Genomic DNA, 25,098 nt, shown 5'->3' on the forward strand with positions numbered 1-25,098 from the left:
CCGGACAGAACAGCCAGAAGACAGTCCAGCAGGACGTCAGTCAGTGGCAGAGTCACGACCACCGGAACCTGAGTATCAGGATCAATGTCAGTGGCTGCCCCTACAGTCACTGACATGGCGACTCTTCCCAACCCCCTGCCACGTCTCGCGTCCCTCGGCCTCGAACTCCCGCCGGGTGCGCTCGTGGACGCCACGGACGACGGGCCGTGGCACGAGCCCTTGCTGTGGCTGGCCGACGGCCGGGCGGCGCCGGGTGTCCGGGCCGCGCTCCAGCAGACGGCGCCGGCCACCGGACTGCTCCCGGTGGTCCTCGATGTCGGTGCCGGGCACGGCGGTCCGGAGGAATGGGAGCTGGTACCGGGCGAGATGTCCTACCCGGGGGATCACGACGCCGAGGAGGTGCTGGAGGAACTCTGGTACGAGTGCGCGGAGGACGGCGCCGACTGGCCCGGCCTGGCTGCCGCCCGGCCCGGGCCTGCCCCCGCGGACCCCGAATCCGTCGCCTCCGCCGTCATGGACTCCCTCCTCGACGGCGGTCCCCTCAAGGACCCCCGCCTGGCCCTGGTCCCCGCCCGCCGCAGCGCCGACATACCCGCGGCGATCGGCTGGATGGGCCCCGCGAACCACGAGAACGACGTGGCCCGGCTCTGCGCAGTGCTCCGCTCCTGGGAGGACCGCTTCGGCATACGGGTCGTGGCGCTCGGGTTCGATCAGCTGACGGTGTCCGTCGCCGCGCCGCCCGCCACCCTCGCCGAGGCGGAGGCCGTCGCCGCCGAGCACTTCGCGTTCTGCCCGGACAACCTGCTGCAGGGCGCGGACACCACCCTGGCCGCGTACGCCGAACAGCAGCTCCTCGACCAGCCGGTGTGGCACTTCTGGTGGGACTGACGGTCCGCCGCGGCCGGCCCGGTGGTGGGCGCACCGGTCTCGGCCGCGGCGTGGGGGCTGTCTTCAGACGCCGAGAGCGTGGTGAAGGAGGAGAGCCACACCGGTGAGCAGAGCAGCGAGAACCATTTGAGACCTCCGTGTACGAAATGTGACGTTTCTGCCGTTCTCAATAACGTCACATTCCCACCCGCGTTACGGGCGTGCTCCCAACGGGAGGCCCCAGGTGTGGAGTCGGGACAGCGCACCTAGCCCCGCAGCCCCTCCCTCAGCCTCCTGAGCCCCTCGCGGATCTCCTCCGGAGTCTGCGTCACGAAGCACAGCCGCAGGGTGGAGCGGTCGGGGTCGCCGGCGTAGAAGGGTGCTCCGGGGACGTACGCCACGTCGTGCCGCACCACCTGCGGCAGCAGCGCGGTGGTGTCGTACGCCTCCGGGAGGCGGGCCCAGAGGAACATGCCACCCTCGGGCCGGGCCCAGACCGAGCCCTCGGGAAGCGCCTCGGCCAGCCCGGCGAGCATGGCGTCCCGGCGCTCTCGGTAGACGCCCGCGACCCGCGCCACATGGGCGTCCAGGTCACGGTCCGCCAGGTACCGTGCCGCCGCCAGCTGGTTGAGGGTCGGGGTGTGCAGGTCTGCGGCCTGCTTGGCGACGACACAGGCGCGCCGCAGCTCCCCGGGCGCCCGCAGCCAGCCGAGCCTGAGGCCCGGCGCCATGACCTTGGAGAAGGAGCCGAGCAGCACGGTCCGGTCCGCCGCCCCCTCGTACGAGGCGATCCACGGCACCCGCCCGCCCTCGAAGCGGAGTTCGCCGTAGGGGTCGTCCTCCACGATCCACAGCCCCCGGCGGGCGGCGACGGCCGCGACGGCGGCCCGGCGGTCGGCCGGCATGGTGCGGCCGGTCGGGTTCTGGAACGTCGGCACGGTGTACAGCAGCTTGGGCCGCTCCCGCACCACCAGTTCCTCCAGGGCGTCGGGGTCGACGCCGTCGCCGTCGCCGGGCACGGCCACCACCCGCGCGCCCGCGAACGCGAAGACCTGAAGTGCCGCGAGATAACAGGGGCTTTCGACGAGGACGACGTCCCCGGGCTCCAGCAGCGCCGTGGCCAGCAGGGACAGCGCCTGCTGCGAGCCGGTGGTGACGAGGATGTCGTCGGCGTCCGTGGGCAGCCCGCGGGCCGCCGTCCGAGCGGCGAGCGCGCCCCGCAGCGCCGGCTCGCCCTCCGTCGTGGAGTACTGCAGGGCCTGCGCGGACGCCCCGGCGAGCACCGAGCCGAAGGCCTCCGCGACCCCCTGCGCGTCGAACAGTTCCGGCGCCGGCAGCCCACCCGCGAAGTTGATCACCTCGGGCCGGGCCGTCACGGCGAGGATGTCCCGTACCGGCGAACCGCCGATCGACCGGGCCCGCGCGGCGAGCGGCGGGACGGGGGCAAAGGCGGGCGCGACGGTCATGGCACGGCTCCTTCGGCTGCGGTGACGGCGGCTCGACCGCAGCCTAGGGATGTACGTGCTGCCTACAAGCAGGTTTCCGCGATACGGACGGACCGTCCCTTCGGCCTTCAGCGGCACTTGCCGTGGCCCGCACCGTGATCTCACGGGTCCCGGCCCCGCAAGCGTCCCGTACCGGACCCATGGGACGTGACATCCCTGCAGGTCAGAGGTCATCCCCCGGCTTCGGCGTCCCGAATCGTCCGCAGACTGTGGCGCGTGGAGCCGATCACCGCTCAGGCTGGAATCCCTCAGCCCACCGCCCACGGAAGGCACGTACCACCATGCCCGCCCGAGCCCGTCGCACCCGCCTTTTCGCCGCCACCGCCCTGGTACTCGCCGCGTTCGCGCTGACGGGGTGCAGGGACGGGAAGGGCCTCGAGGACGAGGGCCCGGCAACCAACCACTCCCTGCACGCTCCCGCCGTACTGCATGCGAAAAGGCCGCCCGGTCATGGACCGGACGGCCTCGACGCTCACAGGATCAGGCGTGGGCCAGAACCGCTTCCTTCGGGTTCGGGCCGTACTTGTTCTCGCCCGGCTGGCTGTCGGAGCAGCTGAAGACCAGCAGGGTGATACCGCCGACGATCGGGACGATGCCGAACAGGAGCCACCAGCCGGAGCGGCCCGTGTCGTGCAGACGGCGGACACCGACGGCCAGGCTGGGCAGCAGGATCGCGACGTAGAAGACGATCGCGATGTACGGCGCCTTGATCGCGATGCCGATGCCGAGCAGGACGGCGTAGATGATCGCCGTGAACAGCACGAACATCCAGTACTCCTTGCGGCGCGCGCGCCCGCTGAACACCGCGTACTTCTTCAGCGCCTCGATGAACCAGCTCATGTGTGTCCCCCAGGGATCGACGTTCGGACCATCCGGAACGGATCAGGCCAGGCGAGAAGGTAAGGACACTGACGAGAACTCGTCAATTCGGCGTGTACCGCACATCGGTTGAGCGCTTTTCGGACAGATCTACCGCGAATCGGCGCCGGCCCCGCCGCTGATCACGGAGAACGGCGGGCAACCGCGGGACGGGAGACGTCAACGCACGGATCCGAGTTGCTTCCGTTGCCCAACCGAGTGCATTCCGATGCAGGTCGGTGGCCGATTCGAGGCCTGACCTATCCCCATCCGTAGCGCGAATCAGCGCAACTTTTCCGCCACTTCGGTCGCCCAGTAGGTGAGGATGTTCTGCGCGCCCGCCCGCTTGATGCCGGTCAGCGTCTCCAGGATCGCCCGGTCGCGGTCGATCCAGCCCTTCTCGGCGGCGGCCTCGATCATCGAGTACTCGCCGGAGATCTGGTAGGCGGCGACCGGCACGTCCACCGCGTCCGCGACCCGCGCGAGGATGTCGAGGAATGGTCCGGCCGGCTTCACCATCACCATGTCGGCGCCCTCTTCGAGGTCGAGCGCCAACTCCCGCAGCGACTCCCGCACATTGGCGGGATCCTGCTGATAGGTCTTCCGGTCCCCCTTCAGGGAGGAGCCGACGGCCTCCCGGAACGGCCCGTAGAACGCGGAGGCGTACTTCACCGTGTACGCGAGGATCGCGACGTCCTCCCGGCCGATCTGGTCGAGCGCGTCACGGATGACGCCGATCTGCCCGTCCATCATCCCGCTGGGTCCCACCACATGGGCGCCCGCGTCGGCCTGGACCTGCGCCATCTCGGCGTACCGCTCGAGCGTGGCGTCGTTGTCGACGCGCCCCTCCGCGTCCAGCACCCCGCAGTGACCGTGATCGGTCGTCTCGTCGAGACAGAGATCGGACATGACCAGGAGGTCGTCCCCGACCTCGGCCCGCACGTCGCGGATCGCGACCTGCAGAATCCCGTCCGGGTCGGTCCCCGGCGTCCCGAGGGCGTCCTTCTTCTCCTCCTCCGGCACGCCGAACAGCATGATCCCGGAGACCCCGGCGGCCACCGCCTCGGCGGCGGCCTTCTTCAGGCTGTCGCGCGTGTGCTGGACTACACCGGGCATGGCGGAGATAGGCACGGGCTCGGAGACGCCCTCGCGCACGAAGGCGGGGAGGATGAAGTCCGCCGGGTGCAGCCGGGTCTCGGCGACCATGCGCCGCATGACGGGGGTGGTCCGCAGCCGCCGCGGCCGCGTGCCGGGGAAGGATCCGTACTTCGTCATGCCACCTACGCTACGCCCGGCCCACAGGCACCTTTGCCGACGGTATGTCGGGCCTGCGCAGCCGCTCGTGCGCCGCGATGCGGCCCGCACCCACCGGGTCCATCCTGAGAAAACAGCCAGGAGCAAGGACCGGGCCCCCGTCCCCTCGCCGCGCACGGCTGCTGCCTGCGCGAAGGAGGAGGACGAGATGACCGCCGCCCACCACACCCCGCACCAGGCCCCGGACCTGTTCGCCCTGTCCGAGATCCACGGCCCGGTCCTGCGCCCCGGTGACGACGCCTATGTGGCCGAGGTCACGGGCTTCAATCTGTCGGCCTTCCACCACCCGGACATCGTGATCGGAGCGGCGGGCGTCGACGACATCGTGACGGCGATGCGCTGGGCCGCGGCCACCGGGACACCGGTGGCGGTCCAGGCCACCGGCCACGGCGCGAACTTCCCGATCGACGGCGGCCTGCTCATCAGCACCACCCGCATGACCGACGTGACGATCGACCCGGACGAACGCACCGCGACGGTCGCCGCCGGTGCGAGGTGGCGCGACGTCCTGGAGGCGGCCGCCCCGTACGGCCTCGCCCCGCTCAACGGGTCGTCCTCGGACGCGGGTGTCGTCGGCTACACCCTGGGCGGCGGTCTGCCCATCCTCGGCCGGGCCTACGGCTATGCGGCCGACCGGGTCCACTCCGTCCAGGTCGTCACCCCGGACGCAACCCTGCGCACGGTGACCGCTGACACCGAGCCGGACCTCTTCTGGGCCCTGCGCGGAGGCAAGGGCAACGTGGGCGTGGTCACCGAGCTGACCTTCGAACTGCTCCCGCTGCCCTCGGTCCTCGGCGGCGGCATCTACTTCCCGGGCGACCACGCGGAGGCGGTCCTGCGCACCTGGACCGACTGGACGACCACCCTGCCCACCGAGATGTGCAGCGCGTACACGATCCTGCGTCTGCCGCCGATCCCGCAGATCCCCGAGCCCCTGCGCGGCGGCTTCTGGGCCCGTGTCGCCCTCGCCTGGACCGGTGACCCGAAGGAGGGCGAGAGCCTCCTGGCCCCCGTCCGTGCGGCCGCGCCCGTCGTCATCGACACGGTGGAGGACATGCCGTACGCCGCCATGGACCGCATCTACCTGGACCCGCACGACCCGCTCCCCGCCCGCGAGGCCTGCACCCTGCTCAGGGCGCTGCCCCCGGTCGCGCAGACGGCGTTCCTGGACCGGGCGGGCCCGGCCGTCCCGGACCTCCCGCTGCTGCTGATCGAACTCCGCCACATGGGCGGCGAACTCTCCCGCCCGGCCCCCGTCGAGGACGCCATCTGCGCCCGCGACGCGAGCTACCTCCTGGAAACGGTCGGCGTCCTGCCCGACCCCGACACCGCAGCCGCCGTGGAATCAGCCACCACGGCCCTCCACCAGACCATGTCGCCGTGGAGCACCGGCCACACGATGGTCAACCTCCACGGCAGGCCGGGCGACGAGAACGACCGGGCCCGCGCCTGGACGGAGGAGGTCTACGACCGCCTGAGCAGGACGAAGTCCCACTACGACCCGGACAACTTGCTGCGCTTCGGGCACGCTGTAACCCCCGCGTAGCCGCGGGCAGTCGCACCGCCCCAGCCTGCGGGCAGTCGTGCCGCCCGGGGCGGCTCCCGTCCCAAAGACAGGCGGCACCCCGCAAGCGCGGCGAGCGAACCCACCCCAGCCTCCGTCACGCAGCTACGTCGTCCGCCTCCGCCGAGCCCCCGGCCGCCGCTCACTGGGCCGAGTAACAGGATCCCCCGCATCCAGCGCGGCAGCGCGCCGCCGCAGCCCGAAGTCCGCAAGCGCCTCGGCCAACTTGTGCACGGACGGCTCCGGAGCCATCACATCCACCCGCAGCCCATGCTCCTCAGCGGTCTTGGCGGTGGCCGGCCCGATACACGCGATCACGGTCACGTTGTGCGGCTTGCCCGCAATACCCACCAGGTTCCGCACGGTGGACGACGAAGTGAACAGCACCGCGTCGAACCCACCGCCCTTGATCGCCTCCCGCGTCTCGGCCGGCGGCGGCGAGGCCCGCACGGTCCGATACGCCGTGACGTCGTCGACCTCCCACCCGAGCTCGATCAGCCCGGCGACCAGGGTCTCCGTGGCGATGTCGGCCCGCGGCAGGAACACCCGGTCGATCGGGTCGAAGACCGGGTCGTACGGGGGCCAGTCCTCAAGGAGCCCCGCAGCGGACTGCTCCCCGCTCGGCACCAGATCCGGCTTCACGCCGAAGGCGACGAGCGCCTTCGCGGTCTGCTCCCCCACCGCGGCGACCTTGATCCCCGCGAACGCCCGGGCGTCGAGCCCGTACTCCTCGAACTTCTCCCGGACCGCCTTCACGGCGTTGACCGAGGTGAACGCGATCCACTCGTACCGCCCGGTGACGAGCCCCTTCACGGCCCGCTCCATCTGCTGGGGCGTGCGCGGCGGCTCGACGGCGATGGTCGGCACCTCGTGCGGTACGGCGCCGTAGGACCGCAGTTGGTCGGAGAGCGAAGCCGCCTGCTCCTTCGTACGCGGCACGAGCACCTTCCAGCCGAACAGCGGCTTGGACTCGAACCACGACAACCGGTCGCGCTGGGCGGCGGCGGAACGCTCACCGACCACGGCTATCACCGGCCGCCCGCCCTCGGGCGAGGGCAGCACCTTGGCCTGCTTCAGCGTCTGGGCGATGGTCCCGAGCGTCGCCGTCCAGGTCCGCTGGCGCGTGGTCGTACCGGCCACCGTCACGGTGATCGGCGTGTCCGGCTTACGGCCGGCCGACACCAGCTCGCCCGCGGCCGCGCCCACGGAGTCGAGGGTCGTCGACACGACCACCGTCCCGTCGGAGACACCCACCTCCGTCCAGCAGCGGTCCGAGGCGGTACGGGCGTCCACGAACCGCACGTCCGCGCCCTGGGCGTCGCGCAGCGGAACACCGGCGTACGCGGGCACGCCGACGGCCGCGGCGACACCGGGCACGACCTCGAAGGGCACGCCCGCGGCGGCGCAGGCGAGCATCTCCTCGGCGGCGTACGCGTCGAGTCCGGGGTCCCCGGACACCGCACGGACGACCCGCCTGCCGCCCCGCGTGGCCTCCATGACAAGATGTGCGGCATCCCGTACCACGGGGACCCCAGCGGTTGTTGACGAGCTGTCAACAACCGCGAGCTGAGGTGTGCCCGTGCCCGGAAGCGGGTCCGAGGAAGGACCCCCGTCCGTGTGCACCTCGGCGACGCCTTGTCTGGCGTGCTGACGCACCACGTCGAGCACGTCGTGCTCGGCGACGAGGACGTCCGCGTTCGCCAGCGCCTCCACGGCGCGCAGAGTCAGCAGTCCCGGATCCCCGGGTCCGGCACCGAGGAAGGTGACGTGCCCGTGTTCAAGGCCGGCGGGAAGGGTGGTGGGGCTCAATGTGCTCGCTCCCCCATCAGACCGGCCGCGCCCTGGGCAAGCATCTCGGCAGCGAGTTCACGGCCGAGCGCCATTGCTTGGTCGTACGTCTCGGGCACGGGACCGGTGGTGGACAGCTGCACCGTACGGGAGCCGTCGGTGGTACCGACGACGCCCCGCAGGCGCATTTCCTTGACAATCTGCCCGTCGGCCAGCAGGTCGGCCAGCGCGCCCACAGGGGCGCTGCAGCCGGCCTCCAGGGCGGCGAGCAGTGACCGCTCGGCGGTCACGGCGACCCGGGTGAAGGGGTCGTCGAGCTCTCCGAGCGCGGCGATCAGTTCCGCGTTGTCCGCGGCACACTCGATCGCCAGTGCCCCCTGGCCGGGGGCGGGCAGAACCGTGTCGACCGACAGGAAGTCGGTCACTTCATCGCTACGGCCTATCCGGCTGAGGCCGGCGGCGGCGAGGACGACGGCGTCCAGCTCACCGTCCCGCACGTATCCGATCCGGGTATCCACGTTCCCCCGTATCGGGACCGTTTCGATGTCCAGCCCGTGGCTGCGCGCGTACGCGTTCAGCTGCGCCGTGCGACGCGGCGAACCCGTACCGATGCGCGCCCCGCGCGGCAGGTCGGTGAACTTCAGTGCGTCCCGGGCGACGATCACGTCGCGCGGGTCCTCGCGCCGGGGGACGGCGGCGAGCGCCAGCTCCTCGGGCTGCGCGGTGGGCAGGTCCTTGAGCGAATGAACCGCGAAGTCGACCTCGCCCCGCAGCAGCGCGTCGCGCAGCGCCGTGACGAACACACCCGTGCCGCCGATCTGCGCGAGGTGCTCGCGGGAGGTGTCGCCGTAGGTGGTGATCTCGACGAGCTCGACGGGCCGTCCGGTCACCTGGCTCACGGCGTCCGCCACCTGCCCGGACTGGGCCATGGCGAGTCTGCTTCGCCTCGTCCCCAGTCTCAATGCCTTGCTACTCATGCCGGCCCTCGGTTCTTGCTGTTCTCAGATTCCTCGTCGGCGCCCTCGGCCCGGGAGACGGCGGCCACCGCTTCCTGGTCGAGGTCGAACAGGGTCCTCAGGGCATCTGCGTACCCTGCTCCGCCCGGTTCGGCCGCGAGCTGCTTGACTCGTACGGTCGGCGCGTGCAGCAGCTTGTCGACGACGCGCTTGACGGTCTGGGTGATCTCGCTGCGGTGCTTGTCGTCGAGCCCGGGCAGCCGGCCCTCGAGCCGCGCGATCTCATTCGCGACGACATCGGCGGCCATGGTGCGCAGGGCGACCACGGTGGGGGTGATGTGCGCGGCCCTGAGCGCCGCCCCGAAGGCAGCCACCTCATCCGCCACGATCCGCCGCACCTGGTCGACGTCGGCCGCCATCGGAGCGTCCGCGGAGGCCTCGGCGAGCGACTCGATGTCGACGAGCCGCACCCCGGCCAGCCGGTGCACGGCGGCGTCGATGTCGCGGGGCATCGCGAGGTCGAGAAGGAACAGCACGGGCGCGGGCCGCGGAGTCTCGACGACCGGCTCGGCCTTCCGGCGCTCCGGAATCCGCCCGACCGTGGCCACGGTGGCGGCCAGCGCGGTGATCAGCTCGGCATCGGCCTCGGGCGCCCGCCGGGCGGCCTCACGACGGTCGACGTCCCCGTTGTCCACCCAGACGGCATGCTGCTCCAGGGTCGCCGCATCCATCCCGGCAACGGCGGCCTCCCCCATCACGGAGAACCCTTGCTGCACAGCGGGAAGATCAAGCGGACACCCGTCCTCGGGCTCCGCCGCCGCAAGTCCGCGGGCATTCGTGCCGCCTAGGGCGGCACGGGTGGGCGCGGGCGGCACCCCGTCACCGCCGGGCTGCGGACCCGCCCCCCGGTCGGCACCGGCGTCCGGCACCGCATCAACCACACGTCCCTGCACCGCCGTAGCAACCGCCCCGGCAGACAGCACCAGCCCGGTGGCCCCGGTACAAGACACCACAACATCAGCACGTGTCAGTTCACCCGACACCGCACCCATCGGCACCGCACGAGCCAGCAAGCCCTGGTCCTGGCCGGCACCGTCGTTCAAGATCTCGGCGAGCCGCTCGGCCCGCTCCCCCGTCCGGTTGGCGATCACGATCTCACCGACCCCGGCCCGCGCCAGCGTCGCAGCGGCCAGCGAGGACATCGACCCCGCCCCGATGACCAGGGCCTTCTTACCCCGGGCCCACGCCTGCACATCCGCCCCGGCCGCCAGCTGCTCCAGCCCGAACGTGACCAGCGACTGCCCGGCCCGGTCGATCCCGGTCTCGGAGTGCGCACGCTTGCCCACCCGCAGCGCCTGCTGGAACAGATCGTTCAGCAGCCGCCCGGCACTGTGCAGATCCTGCGCCTTGGCCAGCGAGTCCTTGATCTGCCCGAGGATCTGCCCCTCCCCCACGACCATGGAGTCGAGCCCGCAAGCCACCGAGAACAGATGGTGAACGGCCCGGTCCTCGTAGTGGACGTACAGATAGGGCGTGAGCTCGTCCAGCCCCACCCCGCTGTGCTGGGCGAGGAGAGTGGACAGCTCGGCGACACCGGCGTGGAACTTGTCGACGTCGGCGTACAGCTCGATGCGGTTGCAGGTCGCGAGCACCGCGGCCTCGGTGGCGGGCTCCGCGGCAATCGTGTCCTGCACCAGCTTGACCTGGGCGTCCGCGCTCAGCGCGGCCCGCTCCAGGACGCTGACCGGGGCGCTGCGGTGACTCAGCCCGACGACGAGGAGACTCATGCCGGCATCACGGCGGGTACGTCCCCGTCGGGCCCCTGCTCGGCGGACTCCTGGCGGGCTGCGGCGACGGGACCCGAGCCGTCGGGACCCGCGGCCTCGGCCTCCTCGCCGGCCTTGCGCTGCTCGTGGAAGGCGAGGATCTGCAGCTCGATCGACAGATCCACTTTCCGCACGTCCACGCCGTCCGGGACGGACAGCACGGTCGGTGCGAAGTTCAGAATGGAGGTGACCCCGGCGGCCACGAGCCGGTCGCAGACCTGCTGGGCGGCCCCGGCGGGAGTGGCGATGACGCCGATGGACACCCCGTTGTCCTCGATGATCTTTTCCAGGTCATCGGTGTGCTGCACGGGGATCCCCGCGACGGGCTTGCCCGCCATCGCCGGATCGGCGTCTATGAGGGCCGCGACCCGGAAACCACGCGAGGCGAACCCGCCGTAGTTGGCGAGGGCGGCGCCGAGGTTACCGATACCGACGATCACAACCGGCCAGTCCTGGGTGAGCCCGAGCTCACGCGAGATCTGGTAGACGAGATACTCGACGTCGTAGCCGACACCGCGCGTTCCGTACGAACCCAGGTAGGAGAAGTCCTTGCGCAGCTTGGCGGAGTTGACCCCCGCCGCGGCCGCGAGCTCCTCGGAGGAGACCGTGGGTACCGAGCGCTCCGACAGTGCGGTCAGGGCGCGGAGGTACAGCGGAAGCCTGGCGACGGTGGCCTCGGGAATCCCTCGGCTACGGGTCGCCGGTCGGTGAGTTCGGCCAGTTGCCACGGTGCTCCTGCGGGTAGAGCGGGGCTGCAGGCGGTCACACGTACCCGGACCGCCCCGTCGACAGCAGGCTATGTCTTTGTGAACGCGTGCACAAAGATGGTGTCCGATTTGCCCGGCCAACGTGACCGGGGTCACGCGCCCCCGGCGCACGGGTGCGGAACCGGCGCACAAGCACCACCGCTTCTCATCTCGTGGGGGCAAAACCGCACACTCTCCTCTTACGATCCCCGCCCCCGAGACCAGTCGCCGTCGATCCTAAGCGAGGTTCCGGACGACTTGGACTACTCAGTCAGTGCCTTGCGCAACCGCTGCTCGTCCACGCGCCAGAAGGTGTGCTGCCGGCCGTCGACGAGAACCACGGGAATCTGCTCCCAATACTGGTCGTGGAGCTGCTGATCCAGGGAGATGTCCTTCGCCTCCCACGCCACCCCCACCTCCGCGCACACCTTCTCCACCACAAGCTGTGCGTCATCACACAGATGACACCCGGGCTTGCGGATGAGAGTGACGCTCCGGCTCTGAGCGTCCTGGGCCTTACGTCGGAAGAGGGGACTCATGTCAGCCATTCTCGCGCGAGCGCACGACGGCGGCACACCCGCGAAAACGCCAAGGAACGGGCGGATCGGATCAGTTCTTTAACGACGCGGTCGCGGAGAGTTCACAACCTCCAAACCTGTCGCGTCTGGAGGCACCGAACAAACTGGCTATGCTCACGGGCATGGCCGCTCTCGGATGGCTCACTCCCCGTAGGCGCTCCGCCACGGCGCGGAGCGTGTTGGCAGGCGAGGCCTCGGCAGAGGCTGCGCGCAAGTCCTCGCAGGACGTCCCTCCGGAGGAACCGGAGTTCCCGGTGCTCGGCGACGACAAGGCCGCGGCCTTCTTCGACCTCGACAACACCGTGATGCAGGGTGCTGCCCTCTTCCACTTCGGGCGGGGCCTGTACAAGCGCAAGTTCTTCGAGACCCGCGACCTCGCCAAGTTCGCCTGGCAGCAGGCGTGGTTCCGGCTGGCCGGCGTCGAGGACCCGGAGCACATGCAGGAGGCCCGCGACTCGGCCCTCTCGATCGTGAAGGGCCACCGCGTCGCGGAGCTCCAGTCCATCGGCGAGGAGATCTACGACGAGTACATGGCCGAGCGCATCTGGCCGGGCACGCGCGCACTCGCCCAGGCCCACCTGGACGCGGGCCAGAAGGTGTGGCTCGTCACGGCGGCCCCGGTCGAGATCGCCACGGTGATCGCCCGCCGCCTCGGCCTGACCGGCGCCCTGGGCACGGTGGCCGAGTCCGTCGACGGCGTCTACACCGGCAAACTGGTCGGCGAGCCCCTCCACGGCCCCGCGAAGGCGGAAGCTGTCCGCGCCCTCGCCGCCGCCGAAGGCCTCGACCTCTCCCGCTGCGCCGCGTACAGCGACTCCCACAACGACATCCCCATGCTGTCGCTGGTCGGCCACCCCTACGCGATCAACCCCGACACCAAACTCCGCAAACACGCCCGCAAGCTCGACTGGCGCCTCCGCGACTACCGCACCGGCCGCAAGGCAGCCAAGGTGGGCATCCCCGCAGCAGCAGGCGTAGGCGCAGTAGCAGGCGGCACAGCAGCAGCGATCGCCCTCCACAAACGCCGCCGCTGACCCCCGGCAACGCCGGTGGGCCGCACGTCAGTCGCGGCCAACTGGGTGAACGCCATGCCAACCCGCGAACCAACGCACGCGAGCCGCACGCCGACCCGCGAGCGAAGAACGGCCCGCGCGGGCCGGCCCACCACCAAATAACCCTGCCTGCAGGCGAGTCCAGGCCCAAGGACCCATTGGTTCCTCACCACCCACGGGGTCGCAACCTCTGTGCGCGCCCGTTCGCCTTCAAGCCCGCTACCACCCCCGGGAGCCCACACCCTGGACTCCGGCACGCATCTCCCAGCCCGTCCGGCGGCTCGAGCTGACCAGACCGCGCGTCCCCAACCACGGTGTCCCGCCCACACCCTGCCTTCAGGCCGACCGGGGTTCGGGGCGGAGCCCTGCGAAAGGGGCAGGGCAAAGGGTCGCGGGGTCGAGGGGCTGGCCCCCGGAGTTCGACACAGGGTCAGAACCCGAGGGGCGCAGAGGACATAGTCCCCGCCCGGGTCCAGGGGCAGGCGCCCCGAGAGATGCAGAGGACACACTCCCGCCAGACCCAGGGGGCAGGACCCCAAGGCATGCAGAGAGCAAAGCCCGCGCCGGGGTTCTCGGGGCGGAGCCCCGGTGGAGTTTCAGGGGCGAAGCCCCTGGCGGGGTCGAAGGGGCAGAGCCCCTGGGGATGGGACGGGTAGGGGCGGCGGGGGCGAGAAAGACATCAACACCCGCACCACTCCTGATCACACCGCAACCAACCCCGCCCCGAACACGCCAATCCCCGCGCCCCACCCCCACACCCCCTGTCCAGTCTCATTGGCTGCACACGGCCACAACACGCCCCGTTCCCACTCGAAACCAGCCCCACATCGATCAACAACCGGTCACGCTACGGCACTTGATAGGCCACCAATCGGTTACAGAAGCGACGTAATCGATGATTTGAGCAACTGGGTGTAGCAGCGCCTGTACGAAGCGTTATTCTCCTCAGACGCAAACCGGTACCCCTCCGTCGCTACGACGGGTGAAAGGTCCCGCACTGCACGTGATGGAAGCTCTGCCTCTGGGAGTCCCGTGTACCCACACGTCGGGGTTGACGCCTCGGGCCTGGCTACGCTGCGCGCAACGGTCCAAGACCTGTTGCGCGGCTTCGTCCCCACCGCGTACGCCGTCCCCGCCCTAGCCGTAGCCAGCACCCCCGTCGGCCCGTGCTACGCCCTCGCCGACGGCAGCACCGCAGCCGTCGGCAGACGCGGCCGCGCCGCCGGTGCCACCACCCGCCGCCCGGCCGCGGACAGCGACAGCGCCCGGATGATGGACCTCGTCGAACGCGCCCAGGCCGGCGAGGCCGACGCCTTCGGCCGCCTCTACGACCAGTACAGCGACACCGTGTACCGGTACATCTACTACCGCGTCGGCGGCAAAGCCACCGCCGAGGACCTCACCAGCGAGACGTTCCTGCGCGCCCTGCGCCGCATCGGCACCTTCACCTGGCAGGGCCGCGACTTCGGCGCCTGGCTGGTCACCATCGCCCGCAACCTCGTCGCCGACCACTTCAAGTCGAGCCGCTTCCGCCTCGAGGTGACCACCGGCGAGATGCTCGACGCCAACGAGGTCGAGCGCTCCCCCGAGGACTCCGTCCTGGAGTCCCTCTCCAACGCCGCCCTGCTCGACGCAGTACGACGCCTCAACCCCCAGCAGCAGGAGTGTGTGACGCTCCGCTTCCTCCAGGGCCTCTCCGTCGCCGAGACCGCCCGCGTGATGGGCAAGAACGAGGGCGCCATCAAGACCCTCCAGTACCGAGCCGTACGCACCCTGGCCCGCCTCCTCCCGGACGACGCCCGCTGACGGAATGCCCCGCGCCGGACCTGACAGAACACAGTGGTACACGCTCAGTGACGCCCAACTAGCTGTCAGTGAAAGTCCGTTGACTTCCCCATCCGATCATCCGTCGTCCGTAACCCAAGTGCCGAGACGCTCGTTGTGCGGGATGCAGGCTCCCTGTGGTCACTCCCTGGCCGTCTCCGATCACTCGATCGTGTGGATGTGGTCAGAGCGTGCAACCCTCAGGACCCCCTGGGGAGTCGACCGTCATCACGAGAGGAGGTGCCGCCAGTGATCGCGAACGTATCGGCACACCGGCGGGCGAACGCCTTCGCCCAGGCCCTGGAGGAGCAGCCGGACCAGGGCACGGCGGCCGAGCAGTCCGAAGGACCGGCCCCGGCCCCGGCTGCTGCGGAACAGACCGAGCAGGGCCGTCTGTTGGCCCTCGCGGAGTGTCTCGGCGAGCTGCCCAGACCGGAGCTGGACCCTGAGGTCAAGGTCGTCCAACGAGCACAACTGGTGGCCGCGTTCGAGGCCATGGTGCAGGAGGGCGCCGGCGGCGAGGCGGCGGAGACTGCGGTACCCGAACAGCGCTCCCGCGGTGCGCACCGGGCGGCGAGCCCACTGGGCAAGCTGCGACCGCGGTCGCGGCTGACCAAGGGCCTGGCCGCGGGCGGGCTCAGCGTCGGAGTCGCGGCGGGCGCCTTCGGCGGAGTCGCCGCAGCCAGCTCGGACGCCCTGCCCGGCGACTCGCTCTACGGACTCAAACGCGGCATCGAGGACTTCAAGCTCAACTACCTCTCCCAAGGGGACGACGAGCGCGGAGTGGCCTACCTCGATCAGGCCTCCACCCGGCTGGCCGAGGCCCGCCGCCTGATGGAGCGCGGCCGCGGCGGGGGCCACCTCGATCACGAGTCCGTCGGCGAGATCCGCCGCACCTTGTCGGGCATGACGCGGGACGCGTCCGAAGGCCACCGGCTGCTGCACGAGGCGTACGAGCGGGACCCCGGGTCCCTCGGCCCCATCCAGGCCCTGTCCGCCTTCTCCCGCTCGCACCGGGAGGTCTGGGGCGCCCTGCGCCAGAAACTCCCGGTCCAGCTGGGGGACGTCAGCAACCAGGTGTCGTCGGTGTTCGCCGCCATAGACGAAGAGGTCGCCCCGCTGCAGTCCCTGCTGCCCCCGTCCGCGGCCCACGGCGGCGGCCACGGCAAGCACCGCGGCTCGGGTCCGGCGTCCAAGGACACACCCGGCTCCGGCAGGGGATCTGCGACATCCGGCAGCGGCAGCGGCTCCTCCAAACACAGCCACTCCAGCAGCCCCAGCCAGTCGACCGGCTCCACCGGCGAGGGCCTGCTCGGAGGCAGCACCGGCGGCCTGCTCGAGCCCCCCAAGGACACCGGCAGCGCCTCCCCGTCGTCCACCAAGTCCCCGTCCACCGAGCCGGACGTGACGATCCCACCCCTACTCCCGGGCCTGCTCCCCGGCCTCGGCATCGAAGGCAACGAAACAAACCAGTAGCCCGTACGGGAACGGGGGCGCCCCTCTCCAGGGGGCGCCCCCGTTCCCGTACAAAAAACCTCAGAAGAACACAGACCGCCGCTGCACCAACAACTTGTACAGCGTGTGCTGGATCTGCTCCCTCACCTGGTCCGTCAGGTTGAACATCAGCATCGGGTCCTCCGCCGCCTCCGGCGGATAGCCGTCCGTCGGGATCGGCTCGCCGAACTGGATCGTCCACTTCGTCGGCAGCGGCACCGCACCCAGCGGACCCAGCCACGGGAACGTCGGCGTCAGCGGGAAGTACGGGAAGCCGAGCAGGCGAGCCAGCGTCTTCGCGTTGCCGATCATCGGGTAGATCTCCTCCGCCCCGACGATCGAGCACGGGATGATCGGCGTGCCGTGGCGCAGGGCGGTGGAGACGAAGCCGCCACGGCCGAAGCGCTGGAGCTTGTAGCGCTCGCTGAAGGGCTTGCCGATGCCCTTGAAGCCCTCCGGCATGACCCCGACCAGCTCGCCCTGCCCCAGCAGCCGCTCGGCGTCCTCCGCGCAGGCCAGGGTGTGACCGAGCTTGCGGGCCAGTTCGTTGACCACCGGCAGCATGAAGACGAGATCCGCCGCGAGCAGACGCAGATGACGGCCCGCAGGATGGTTGTCGTGGACGGCGACCTGCATCATCAGGCCGTCCAGCGGGAGCGTCCCCGAGTGGTTGGCGACGATCAGCGCGCCGCCCTCCGACGGGATGTTCTCGATGCCCTTCACCTCGACCCGGAAGTACTTCTCGTACACCGGCCGCAGCAGGGACATCAGGACCTGGTCGGTCAACTCCTCGTCGTAGCCGAAGTCGTCGACCTCGTAGTCGCCCGTGAGGCGGCGGCGCAGGAAGCTCAGGCCGCTCGCGACGCGCCGCTCCAGGCCGCCGTCGTTCTGCGGCCGCTGGGGCGACTGTTCCTCATGCGTCACAGGAACATCATCCTGCGTACGCGCCCTGCTGGGCAGGGGCTGGACGTCGCCGACCAGCGCGGGTTCCGTGGTCTTGCGTCGGCTCCCCGCGCCCCGGCGGCGCGGCGGCCGCTGTACGGCACTCCCACGGGACCGGTCGTCGTCGAACGGAATGACCTTGGCATCCGCCATCGTTGATGCGCTCCTCAGTTGGCGCTCTGCGTCGGGGGGTGGCCGCTGCCCGGCAGGGACAGCGCGGCGATCCGGTCGACGGCCCCCGCAAGGGCCTCCGGCGGCAGGAGCCCGGGTCCGTGACTGCGCGCGAAGTCCGCGAACGTCTCCGCGGTCGTGTACTTCGGCTTGAATCCGAGCGTCTCACGCATCTGGTCCGTCGCCACGACCCGACCGTGGGTCAGCAGCCGGATCTGTTCGGGCGAGAAGTCCGTCATGCCCAGCGTACGCACCAGGGAGCCCGCCCAGGTGACCGCAGGCAGCAGCAGCGGCACCGTGGGCCGGCCGAGCCGCCTGGAGCACTGGGAGAGCAGCAGGACGCCGTCGCCGGCGATGTTGAAGGTGCCGCTGTTGAGGGTGCCCCGCTCCGGCTCGTGCGAGGCGATCCGCAGCACCTCGATCACGTCGTCCTCGTGCACGAACTGCAGCCGCGGGTCGTACCCGAACACCGTCGGCAGGACCGGCAGCGCGAAGTAGGAGGCGAGCGGCGTGTCGGCGGTGGGCCCCAGGATGTTCGCGAACCGCAGCACACACACGGCCACATCCGGCCGCCGCCGCGCAAAGCCCCGTACATACCCCTCGACCTCGACGGTGTCCTTGGCGAAGCCGCCGCTCGGCAGGGACTTGGGCGGGGTCGTCTCGGTGAACACCGCGGGGTCACGGGGCGCGGACCCGTACACGTTCGTACTGGACTTCACGACGAGCCGCTTCACGGTCGGCGACTTCTGGCAGGCGCCGAGCAGCTGCATCGTGCCGATGACGTTGGTTTCCTTGATCGCGGTCCGGCTGCCGCTGCCGAGCCCGGTCGCGCTCACATCCATGTGGACGACCGTGTCGGCGCCCGTCTCGGCGAGCACGCGCGCGATGGTGGGCTGCCGGATGTCGGCCTGGATGAAGTCGGCACCGCCCAGGTGGTGCTCGGGGGGGACCGCGTCCACGGCGACGACCCGGTCCACCTGCGGGTCACGCTGGATCCGTCGTACGAACCGGCCCCCAAGCCTGCGGGCCACTCCGGTCACGAGCACGACCTTGCCCAAGATCTGCGCCTTCCTTCCAGCCCATCCGGTACCCGTAGCCTGCCGTGTTCCCCGTGTGCGGCCAACTTAGCGGGTCGATGTTGCGCTGTGATGACCACCCAATGCACGAAGTGACGACATCCACAGACGTACGAACAGACCAAGCCATGTGAAACACGTGCGTACGCACAGAGCTTGTGCGGGTTCCTGTGCGGGGCCCCGTGCGCTTCTGGGAACTTCTGGAGCTTCTGTGAACTCCAAACGCATGTGGCCCCCCACCGGTTGCGGTGGGGGGCCACAGAGCACGCTCCTGGAGCGTCGCCTACTTCTTGTTGCGACGCTGAACGCGCGTGCGCTTGAGCAGCTTGCGGTGCTTCTTCTTGGCCATCCGCTTGCGCCGCTTCTTGATAACAGAGCCCACGACTACCCTCGCTCACTTCTCATCACTCGGTGCTGGGCGCCATGGGCCCATACGACCTACGAGGGGTCAGCCTACCCGCCCGAGCGCTGAGGTCGTAATCGAGGTTGCCGGGGGAGATCCAGAAGAGCCCTGAGGATCCCCCCGGGGATCGTCGTCAGGCGGTTTCCACCCCCACGTAGCTCTCGCGGAGGTACTCGTGAACCGCGTTCTCGGGGACGCGGAAGGACCGCCCCACCCTGATCGCGGGCAGATGACCGCTGTGCACCAAGCGGTACACGGTCATCTTCGACACTCGCATCACCGAGGCGACCTCCGCCACGGTAAGGAACTGAACCTCGCTCAGAGGCCTCTGCTCAGCAGCCATGACACACCTGAACCTTCCGCACTCGACGGCCACCGGCTTCCCCTTCCGGTGACTCTTCGTCGCTGCGTGCTCACTCCCCAATGTAGGGGCGGGTGATGCGAGTGGGGAAGAGGTGCACCCATCGGCGGCCTACTGTGACAGACACGCTCGATTGAGTACGTAGCGGGTAAGCGGCCGGTAGTAATCAGACCGCACAGCGTCATCAAGTGGAACGACGACGGACACGGACCCCTCGGCCTCTCCCACGAAGAGCGCGGGGTCGTCCGTATCGGCGAGCCCAATGGCCTCGAACCCCAGCTGACCTGCCCCGCAGACCCAGCCGTGGTCCCCGACGACCAGCTCGGGAAGCGGCCCGCCGGCCTCGGCCGCCGCGGCCAGCGCGATCCGAACCGGGAGCGGTGAATGCGTGTGTGCGCCGGTCGCACAACCGGGGCGAGACGTGCCGGGTTCCCGCACCAGCGCGACTCCTTGTACGTAGTCAAGGTTGTACGTACGTAGACCGAACCGGGTCGTTATGTCGACACAGCGACCATGCGCCGGTGTGAGGACGGTACATCCCGCCGCCGACAGCGCGTCCGCCAAGGCGGCGTAGAAGCCGAGCAGCCGGTGCGGGTGACCGGTGCCGAGGAGTACAGGTGCGCTGCGCTGGGCGGCTGCGGCCAGACGGTCCGCGAAGGCATCCAGAGCGGTCAGGGTTCGCTCCGGATCGATCACGTCATGGCCGGAGACATGCCGCGGATCCGCCGAAACACCACACTTGTCGGCCATCAACTCGATCAGATCCCGCTGCGCCCATGTCCATTCGGGATCGAGTCCGATCAGCGCGCGGGGGTCGCCGGCAGCGAACAGCCGATAGCTGCGCAGGCTCTCCTCCCGGGAGGTGGCCACCGGCCCGGCGAGACGGGCGGCCAGGAGATGGGCCCGCAGGGCTCCGGTGCTCAACACACATCGATGGTGGCGGACCGGGCCGACCGGGGGCATGCGAACGCGTAAACACCGCACAGTTGGCGTAACGACTCTCGTGACACTGGTGACAGAACAGGGACACAACAGCCCACAACCGTCGAAGCGCCTCCCTGGTCTCACTCTGCGTGGACGGAACGACCAACCGTCCGCACCTCATCGACCAACACATCACCAGGGGGAACACCATGAACCTGTCCCGTCGCGCCACGACCGCCGCCGCACTCACCGTGCTGGCACTCGGCGGCACGGTAGCCGCCACCGCTCCGGCCTCGGCGGCCACCACCGCCAAGGCGGCAGCCGCGTCGTACAACGGCGCCTGCGGCACCGGCTACAAGGTCATCGACTCCACCCCGGTCGGCAACTCCGGCAAGGTGTTCCTGACCTGGAACGAGTCGACCGGCAAGAACTGCGCCGTGACCATCCGCAACACCACGGGCGCGAAGATCCACATGGCGGTCACCCTCGCGGCCCTCGACAGCGGCCAGCCGACCGCCAAGGACTCCGGCCAGTACACGAGCTACGCCGGCCCGGTCTACGTCAACGGCCGTGGCCACTGCGTCGCTTGGAGCGGCGCCATCGGCACCGCCTCGGCCGGCGACTCGGGCCACTGCAGCTGACGCACCAGGGGTGCCGCGGAACCGCCCTCGCTGCGGGCGGGGGAGCCGCTGCAACCGCCATAGCTGCGGGCAGTCGCGCCGCTAGGGGCGGCACGGGTGGGCGCAGCGGCACCCCGCACGCGCGGGCAGGCAACCCCAACCGTGCCCAGCCCCAACGCACGCTCTCCTACGCCAGCAACCCCCGCAGCGGAAACACAGCCCGCCGCGTAGCCAGTACCGCCTGATCCAACCGGTCCGCAGGGTCGTACCCCGCCTCCCAGGACGGGTACGACACCGGCCACCGCCCGTCAGTCATCCGCGCCGGCGCCAACTGCCGCGTCCGCGCGAACACTTCCTGCCGCCACCCCTGCGGGATCACGGCCTCCGGCGCAATCTCCCGCCCCGCCGCGATCCCCACCAGATGCGTCCACGACCGCGGCACGACCTCGACCACCGCGTAGCCACCACCACCCAGCGCAACCCACTTCCCACCGGCGTACTCGTGCGCCAGCGAATGGCAGGCGACCTGCACAGCCCGCTGCGCATCCAGCGACACCGCCAGATGCGCCAGCGGATCCTCGAAGTGCGTGTCGGCCCCGTGCTGCGTCACCAGCACCTGCGGCCGGAAATCGGCGATCAGTTCCGGTACGACGGCGTGGAAGGCCCGCAGCCACCCGGCGTCCCCCGTCCCCGCCGGCAGCGCCACATTGACGGCCGAGCCCTCGGCCGAGGCGGCCCCCGTCTCCTCCGGCCACCCGGTCTGCGGGAACAACGTACGCGGATGCTCGTGCAGCGAGATCGTGAGCACCCGCGGGTCCTCCCAGAAGGCCGCCTGCACACCGTCCCCGTGGTGCACGTCCACATCGATGTACGCGACCCGCTCGGCGCCCAGCTCCAGCAGCCGCGCGATCGCCAGCGAGGCGTCGTTGTAGATGCAGAACCCCGAGGCACTCCCCGGCATCGCATGATGCAGCCCGCCCGCGAAGTTCACCGCGTGCAGCGCGTCCCCGCGCCACACCGCCTCCGCGGCCCCCACCGACTGCCCCGCGATCAGCGCGGACACCTCGTGCATCCCGGCGAAGGCGGGATCGTCCATCGTGCCCAGCCCGTACGCCCCGTCCGCCGCCTCCGGATCCGCCGAAGCCGCCTTCACCGCCTCGACGTAGTCCTCCCGGTGGACAAGCCGCAGGGTCGACTCCCCGGCGGGCTTCGCCGCCACCACCCCGACCTCCTTGTCGAGCCCGAAGGCATCGACAAGGCGCCTGGTCAGGGCGAGCCGGACCGGATCCATCGGGTGGTCCGGACCGAAGTCATAGCCCGTTACTGCCTCGTCCCACATCAGCTGTGCGCGGCCGCTCATGCCCGCCACCGTATCGGTCCGGTTGAGGGGCGAACGACCTGGCGTAGACCACGGTCACCAGCACCAACACCATCGGAACGGCCATGGCCCCGCGGTAGCTCCACGCATCCCCCAGCGCACCCACCAGCGGCGAGCCGATCAGAAAGCCGACGTAATTGAACACATTCAGCCGCGCAACGGCCACATCAGAGGCATGCGGGAACAGCCGCCCGGCCGCCGCGAAGGTCTGCGGCACCAGCACACACAGCCCCAGCCCCAGCAGCGTGAACCCGAGCATCCCCACCCACGGCCCCGGCGCGAGGGCCACCACCGCGAACCCCAGCGCCGCCACCAGCGCCCCCAGCCGCACGACCGCCACCGCCCCGAACCGCCGTACCCCCAGGTCCCCGAGCGCCCGCCCCAGCAGCGTGGTCACCATGTACACGTTGTACGGCACGGTCGACAACTGCTCCGAACTCCCGAGCACGTCCTTGAGGTACTTGGCGCTCCAGTTGGAGACGGTCGAGTCCCCGATGTACGCGAAGGTCATCACCAGGCACAGCGGAAGCAGCAGCTTGAAAACCACGGACTGCCCCTGCGCCTGGCCCTCCCCCTCTTCCGGTACGTCGACGGAGGCACCCGAGTCGACGTACCACCGGCTCCCGACCAGCGTGGCCGGCAACAGCACCGCGACGACCGGCAGATACGACACCCACAGCGCCAGATGCCAGTGCGCCCCCACCCAGGCCAGCGAGGCCCCCACGATCCCACCCAGGCTGAACGCGGCATGGAAGCTGAGCATGATGCTGCGCCCGTACGCCCGCTGCAGGCTCACCCCGAGCATGTTCATCGAGGCGTCGAGCCCGCCCACCGCCAGCCCGAAGGCCCCCAGCGCGATCCCCAGCTCGGCAAGGTGATCCCCGGACCCGACACCGAGGAGCGCCAGCAGCACCACGGGCTGCAGGCACCGCAGCAGAAGACCGGGGCGTATCCGCTTCACCAGCTGCTCGGTCGTCACACTCCCGACGCCTGCCAGGATCGGCACGGCGGCCAGGAAGACGGGCAACAGCGCGTCGGAGACCCCGTACCGGTCCTGAATGGCCGGGATACGGGTCACCAGAAGGGCGAAGGTGGCGCCCTGGGCGAGGAAGCTGAACGCCAAAGAGGCCCTACCGCGCCGCAGCACATCTGTCATGGCGGCGAGCGTAGGGCCCCGGGCTACCTGTGGGTAGATCAAGCCAAAGATGAATTTCCCTCAGCTTTACTTTCTCTGTCAGGCGGCGACGGCGATGGCGTCCCGAGCGGCGGCTTCCTCGGCCTCCACCTCGGCGCGGAGCATCTCCTCCATCGGCCCGGCGGCCAGCGCACCGCTGACGACGAAGGTCAGCACCATCACACCGGCCATCACGACGCCTCCGAGCCAGACCATGGTGTCCACGGGGAGGGTGTACGCCCCCACGATCCGCGCCACGCACTCGGCGAGCAGCGCCACACCCCAGACCACGGAGAACGTCCGCTCCTTGCGCAGGAAGTCGGCCGAAGCGGCCGCCCGGCCCGAGGCCAGTCGCTGCCACGCGGCCTCCTTCATGGCGTCGCCCTTCACCAGGAAGGGCTTCATCCCGGCGGTCATCATCGGCCGGCCGAGAGCCACCGAGACAAGGATGCCGATACCGACGGTGCTGCTGACCGCACTGTCCTTGGCGAGCATCAGCCGCGGGTCACCGGAGACGAAGCTCAGCAGCAGGGACACCACATTCACTACGAGGATCAGCCCCGCCAGCCCGTTGGTCCTGCGCTCCTTCACCACGCTCCAGACGGTCCGCACCGCGGGGACGACGCTGCTCCAGGCGAGCGCCGCGAAGGTGCTCATCCCGAAGGCGTCCTTGAACAGGTAGTACGAACCGAGCGGGACCGCCACGTCCACGATCAGCGGGCGGAGGTTGTCGAGCGTGCTGGGAGTCTGGTTGATGCTCTGGCCCTGGGTCACCGTGTTCGTCGTCATGCCCTCAGCTTCTCGTCCGGCACCCGTTCGCCAGTAGAAACGATCGTCCAGAGCTCGGCATGACAAATGTCAGCCGCCCACCGATGCCGACGTCATACGAGCAGGTCAGCCAACTCCCCGAGATCACTGAAGAGTTGCGTTGCCCCGACGAGCCGCTCGGCCGGCGTCATGGCGGTGAACCCGTACACATCCATCCCGGCCGCCACGGCCGCCTGCACCCCCAGCGGACTGTCCTCGACGACCACACAACGCTCCGGCGCGACCCCCATCCGCTCGGCCGCGTAAAGGAACAGGTCCGGCGCCGGCTTCCCCCGCCCCACATCCTGCGAGCTGAAGACGCGCCCGTCATCGAACCACCGGTACAACCCGGTCTTCCGATGCCCCACCCGAATCCGCTCATGACTCCCGGAGGACGCGACACAGTACGGCACCCCGTCAGCGGCCAGCTTCTCCACGACACCGACGGCCCCGGCAACCGGCTCCAACTCCCGCTCGAACGCCTCAAAGACCCGCGCATGGAAGACGTCGTCGAAGTCCTCCGGAAGCCGCTGCCCGGTCCGCTCCTCGATCAGGTCGTGGATCCGGTGCATGGCAGAACCCATGTAGTCGCGAAGGGAGTCCTCGTAGGAGGTCTGGTGCCCCAGCTCAGTGAGGTAGGCGGCCAGGAGCCGGTTGGAGATGGGCTCGCTGTCGACGAGGACACCGTCATTGTCGAAGATCACGAGGTCATAGCGCATAACTCGAGCCTAAACGCAGAAAACCCCGCACCGAATGGTGCGGGGGTTTTCTCAAGAATTGTTCGGCGGCGTCCTACTCTCCCACAGGGTCCCCCCTGCAGTACCATCGGCGCTGTAAGGCTTAGCTTCCGGGTTCGGAATGTAACCGGGC

General features: G+C 70.0%; 23 protein-coding genes and 1 rRNA gene. 6 read left to right on the top strand and 18 right to left on the bottom strand.

Annotated features, from left to right (window positions below):
- Positions 1 to 114: 114 nt before the first annotated feature.
- Positions 115 to 888 (top strand): DUF4253 domain-containing protein, encoded by a 774-nt coding sequence (locus ACFY1E_RS47625; protein WP_389088825.1) that lies wholly within the window; start codon positions 115 to 117, stop codon positions 886 to 888.
- A gap of 245 nt (positions 889 to 1,133) precedes the next feature.
- On the opposite strand, the gene ACFY1E_RS47630 is transcribed toward ACFY1E_RS47625, so the two are convergent.
- The 3 genes from ACFY1E_RS47630 to hemB all read right to left on the bottom strand — a co-directional run bounded on the left by ACFY1E_RS47630 (position 1,134) and on the right by hemB (position 4,505).
- Entirely contained in the window at positions 1,134 to 2,333 is a 1,200-nt protein-coding gene (locus ACFY1E_RS47630) for a PLP-dependent aminotransferase family protein (RefSeq protein ID WP_389088827.1), read from the bottom strand.
- 519 nt (positions 2,334 to 2,852) lie between these two features.
- Positions 2,853 to 3,212, bottom strand: a complete 360-nt coding sequence (locus ACFY1E_RS47635; RefSeq protein ID WP_389088830.1) for a DUF805 domain-containing protein — start codon at positions 3,210 to 3,212, stop codon at positions 2,853 to 2,855.
- Positions 3,213 to 3,512: 300 nt separating this feature from the next.
- On the bottom strand, positions 3,513 to 4,505 hold the full coding sequence (gene hemB, locus ACFY1E_RS47640; protein ID WP_030945597.1) for a porphobilinogen synthase: 993 nt from the start codon (positions 4,503 to 4,505) through the stop codon (positions 3,513 to 3,515).
- A 187-nt stretch (positions 4,506 to 4,692) separates the two neighbouring features.
- Here hemB and ACFY1E_RS47645 point away from each other — a divergent pair, with 187 nt between their 5' ends.
- Positions 4,693 to 6,090 (top strand): FAD-binding oxidoreductase, encoded by a 1,398-nt coding sequence (locus tag ACFY1E_RS47645; protein WP_389088833.1) that lies wholly within the window; start codon positions 4,693 to 4,695, stop codon positions 6,088 to 6,090.
- Between the two features lie 123 nt (positions 6,091 to 6,213).
- On the opposite strand, the gene ACFY1E_RS47650 is transcribed toward ACFY1E_RS47645, so the two are convergent.
- The 5 genes from ACFY1E_RS47650 to ACFY1E_RS47670 form a co-directional block, all read right to left on the bottom strand.
- The gene (locus ACFY1E_RS47650) at positions 6,214 to 7,917 is read right to left on the bottom strand and encodes a uroporphyrinogen-III synthase (RefSeq protein ID WP_389088835.1); all 1,704 of its coding nucleotides are present in this window, start codon (positions 7,915 to 7,917) and stop codon (positions 6,214 to 6,216) included.
- Positions 7,914 to 8,873 (bottom strand): hydroxymethylbilane synthase, encoded by a 960-nt coding sequence (gene hemC / locus ACFY1E_RS47655; RefSeq protein WP_389088838.1) that lies wholly within the window; start codon positions 8,871 to 8,873, stop codon positions 7,914 to 7,916. Before hemC ends, ACFY1E_RS47650 begins: the two co-directional genes overlap by 4 nt.
- Positions 8,870 to 10,639: a glutamyl-tRNA reductase gene (locus tag ACFY1E_RS47660; protein WP_389088840.1), complete on the bottom strand. Its 1,770-nt coding sequence runs from the start codon at positions 10,637 to 10,639 to the stop codon at positions 8,870 to 8,872. The genes hemC and ACFY1E_RS47660 overlap by 4 nt, the downstream gene beginning before the upstream one ends.
- Positions 10,636 to 11,406 carry a redox-sensing transcriptional repressor Rex gene (locus ACFY1E_RS47665; RefSeq protein WP_389088843.1) on the bottom strand — a complete coding sequence of 257 codons (771 nt, stop codon included), beginning with the start codon at positions 11,404 to 11,406 and terminating at the stop codon, positions 10,636 to 10,638. The genes ACFY1E_RS47660 and ACFY1E_RS47665 overlap by 4 nt, the downstream gene beginning before the upstream one ends.
- A gap of 281 nt (positions 11,407 to 11,687) precedes the next feature.
- Positions 11,688 to 11,963 carry a glutaredoxin family protein gene (locus ACFY1E_RS47670; protein WP_389088845.1) on the bottom strand — a complete coding sequence of 92 codons (276 nt, stop codon included), beginning with the start codon at positions 11,961 to 11,963 and terminating at the stop codon, positions 11,688 to 11,690.
- 161 nt (positions 11,964 to 12,124) lie between these two features.
- On the opposite strand from ACFY1E_RS47670, the gene ACFY1E_RS47675 reads away from it, so the two are divergent.
- The 3 genes from ACFY1E_RS47675 (at position 12,125) to ACFY1E_RS47685 (ending at position 16,354) form a co-directional block, all read left to right on the top strand.
- Complete coding sequence (locus ACFY1E_RS47675) at positions 12,125 to 13,036, top strand: HAD-IB family hydrolase (RefSeq protein ID WP_099934325.1); 912 nt, start codon at positions 12,125 to 12,127, stop codon at positions 13,034 to 13,036.
- Between the two features lie 1,050 nt (positions 13,037 to 14,086).
- Positions 14,087 to 14,860: an ECF subfamily RNA polymerase sigma factor, BldN family gene (locus ACFY1E_RS47680; RefSeq protein ID WP_389088848.1), complete on the top strand. Its 774-nt coding sequence runs from the start codon at positions 14,087 to 14,089 to the stop codon at positions 14,858 to 14,860.
- A gap of 267 nt (positions 14,861 to 15,127) precedes the next feature.
- The gene (locus ACFY1E_RS47685) at positions 15,128 to 16,354 is read left to right on the top strand and encodes a DUF5667 domain-containing protein (RefSeq protein WP_389088850.1); all 1,227 of its coding nucleotides are present in this window, start codon (positions 15,128 to 15,130) and stop codon (positions 16,352 to 16,354) included.
- 60 nt (positions 16,355 to 16,414) lie between these two features.
- On the opposite strand, the gene ACFY1E_RS47690 is transcribed toward ACFY1E_RS47685, so the two are convergent.
- From ACFY1E_RS47690 to ACFY1E_RS47710, 5 genes are all read right to left on the bottom strand, one after another.
- Positions 16,415 to 17,467 carry a lysophospholipid acyltransferase family protein gene (locus tag ACFY1E_RS47690; RefSeq protein WP_389088853.1) on the bottom strand — a complete coding sequence of 351 codons (1,053 nt, stop codon included), beginning with the start codon at positions 17,465 to 17,467 and terminating at the stop codon, positions 16,415 to 16,417.
- Between the two features lie 14 nt (positions 17,468 to 17,481).
- A complete protein-coding gene (locus ACFY1E_RS47695) occupies positions 17,482 to 18,543 on the bottom strand; it encodes an NAD-dependent epimerase/dehydratase family protein (protein ID WP_344403491.1) in 1,062 nt (353 codons plus the stop codon).
- 301 nt (positions 18,544 to 18,844) lie between these two features.
- A complete protein-coding gene (locus ACFY1E_RS47700) occupies positions 18,845 to 18,943 on the bottom strand; it encodes a 30S ribosomal protein bS22 (protein ID WP_003948845.1) in 99 nt (32 codons plus the stop codon).
- 154 nt (positions 18,944 to 19,097) lie between these two features.
- Entirely contained in the window at positions 19,098 to 19,307 is a 210-nt protein-coding gene (locus ACFY1E_RS47705; protein ID WP_016437488.1) for a helix-turn-helix domain-containing protein, read from the bottom strand.
- 129 nt (positions 19,308 to 19,436) lie between these two features.
- Positions 19,437 to 20,252, bottom strand: a complete 816-nt coding sequence (locus tag ACFY1E_RS47710) for a phosphatase (RefSeq protein ID WP_389088856.1) — start codon at positions 20,250 to 20,252, stop codon at positions 19,437 to 19,439.
- A gap of 206 nt (positions 20,253 to 20,458) precedes the next feature.
- Here ACFY1E_RS47710 and ACFY1E_RS47715 point away from each other — a divergent pair, with 206 nt between their 5' ends.
- Positions 20,459 to 20,890, top strand: coding sequence for a spore-associated protein A (locus ACFY1E_RS47715; protein WP_389088859.1), 432 nt, complete (start codon positions 20,459 to 20,461; stop codon positions 20,888 to 20,890).
- A 166-nt stretch (positions 20,891 to 21,056) separates the two neighbouring features.
- Here ACFY1E_RS47715 and ACFY1E_RS47720 read toward each other — a convergent pair whose 3' ends face one another.
- The 5 genes from ACFY1E_RS47720 to rrf all read right to left on the bottom strand — a co-directional run.
- A complete protein-coding gene (locus ACFY1E_RS47720; RefSeq protein ID WP_389088862.1) occupies positions 21,057 to 22,229 on the bottom strand; it encodes an acetoin utilization protein AcuC in 1,173 nt (390 codons plus the stop codon).
- On the bottom strand, positions 22,180 to 23,403 hold the full coding sequence (locus ACFY1E_RS47725; protein ID WP_389088864.1) for an MFS transporter: 1,224 nt from the start codon (positions 23,401 to 23,403) through the stop codon (positions 22,180 to 22,182). The genes ACFY1E_RS47720 and ACFY1E_RS47725 overlap by 50 nt, the downstream gene beginning before the upstream one ends.
- Positions 23,404 to 23,481: 78 nt before the next feature.
- A complete protein-coding gene (locus tag ACFY1E_RS47730; RefSeq protein WP_389088867.1) occupies positions 23,482 to 24,210 on the bottom strand; it encodes a VC0807 family protein in 729 nt (242 codons plus the stop codon).
- A 92-nt stretch (positions 24,211 to 24,302) separates the two neighbouring features.
- Entirely contained in the window at positions 24,303 to 24,947 is a 645-nt protein-coding gene (locus tag ACFY1E_RS47735; protein ID WP_389088869.1) for an HAD family hydrolase, read from the bottom strand.
- 60 nt (positions 24,948 to 25,007) lie between these two features.
- Positions 25,008 to 25,098: ribosomal RNA gene (gene rrf, locus ACFY1E_RS47740) — 5S ribosomal RNA — on the bottom strand; the annotation flags it as partial.

It is taken from the genome of Streptomyces sp. NPDC001604 (assembly GCF_042893475.1).
Lineage (GTDB): Bacteria > Actinomycetota > Actinomycetes > Streptomycetales > Streptomycetaceae > Streptomyces.

Bases quoted from the DNA above. Each gene is read 5' to 3' on its own strand.
- ACFY1E_RS47690 (WP_389088853.1), bottom strand. From the start codon at position 17,467: ATGGCGGATGCCAAGGTCATTCCGTTCGACGACGACCGGTCCCGTGGG.
- ACFY1E_RS47675 (WP_099934325.1), top strand. From the start codon at position 12,125: ATGGCCGCTCTCGGATGGCTCACTCCCCGTAGGCGCTCCGCCACGGCG.
- hemC (WP_389088838.1), bottom strand. From the start codon at position 8,873: ATGAGTAGCAAGGCATTGAGACTGGGGACGAGGCGAAGCAGACTCGCC.
- ACFY1E_RS47720 (WP_389088862.1), bottom strand. From the start codon at position 22,229: ATGAGCGGCCGCGCACAGCTGATGTGGGACGAGGCAGTAACGGGCTAT.
- ACFY1E_RS47705 (WP_016437488.1), bottom strand. From the start codon at position 19,307: ATGGCTGCTGAGCAGAGGCCTCTGAGCGAGGTTCAGTTCCTTACCGTG.
- ACFY1E_RS47630 (WP_389088827.1), bottom strand. From the start codon at position 2,333: ATGACCGTCGCGCCCGCCTTTGCCCCCGTCCCGCCGCTCGCCGCGCGG.
- ACFY1E_RS47645 (WP_389088833.1), top strand. From the start codon at position 4,693: ATGACCGCCGCCCACCACACCCCGCACCAGGCCCCGGACCTGTTCGCC.
- ACFY1E_RS47635 (WP_389088830.1), bottom strand. From the start codon at position 3,212: ATGAGCTGGTTCATCGAGGCGCTGAAGAAGTACGCGGTGTTCAGCGGG.
- ACFY1E_RS47625 (WP_389088825.1), top strand. From the start codon at position 115: ATGGCGACTCTTCCCAACCCCCTGCCACGTCTCGCGTCCCTCGGCCTC.
- ACFY1E_RS47660 (WP_389088840.1), bottom strand. From the start codon at position 10,639: ATGAGTCTCCTCGTCGTCGGGCTGAGTCACCGCAGCGCCCCGGTCAGC.
- ACFY1E_RS47725 (WP_389088864.1), bottom strand. From the start codon at position 23,403: ATGACAGATGTGCTGCGGCGCGGTAGGGCCTCTTTGGCGTTCAGCTTC.
- ACFY1E_RS47670 (WP_389088845.1), bottom strand. From the start codon at position 11,963: ATGAGTCCCCTCTTCCGACGTAAGGCCCAGGACGCTCAGAGCCGGAGC.
- ACFY1E_RS47715 (WP_389088859.1), top strand. From the start codon at position 20,459: ATGAACCTGTCCCGTCGCGCCACGACCGCCGCCGCACTCACCGTGCTG.
- hemB (WP_030945597.1), bottom strand. From the start codon at position 4,505: ATGACGAAGTACGGATCCTTCCCCGGCACGCGGCCGCGGCGGCTGCGG.
- ACFY1E_RS47735 (WP_389088869.1), bottom strand. From the start codon at position 24,947: ATGCGCTATGACCTCGTGATCTTCGACAATGACGGTGTCCTCGTCGAC.
- ACFY1E_RS47730 (WP_389088867.1), bottom strand. From the start codon at position 24,210: ATGACGACGAACACGGTGACCCAGGGCCAGAGCATCAACCAGACTCCC.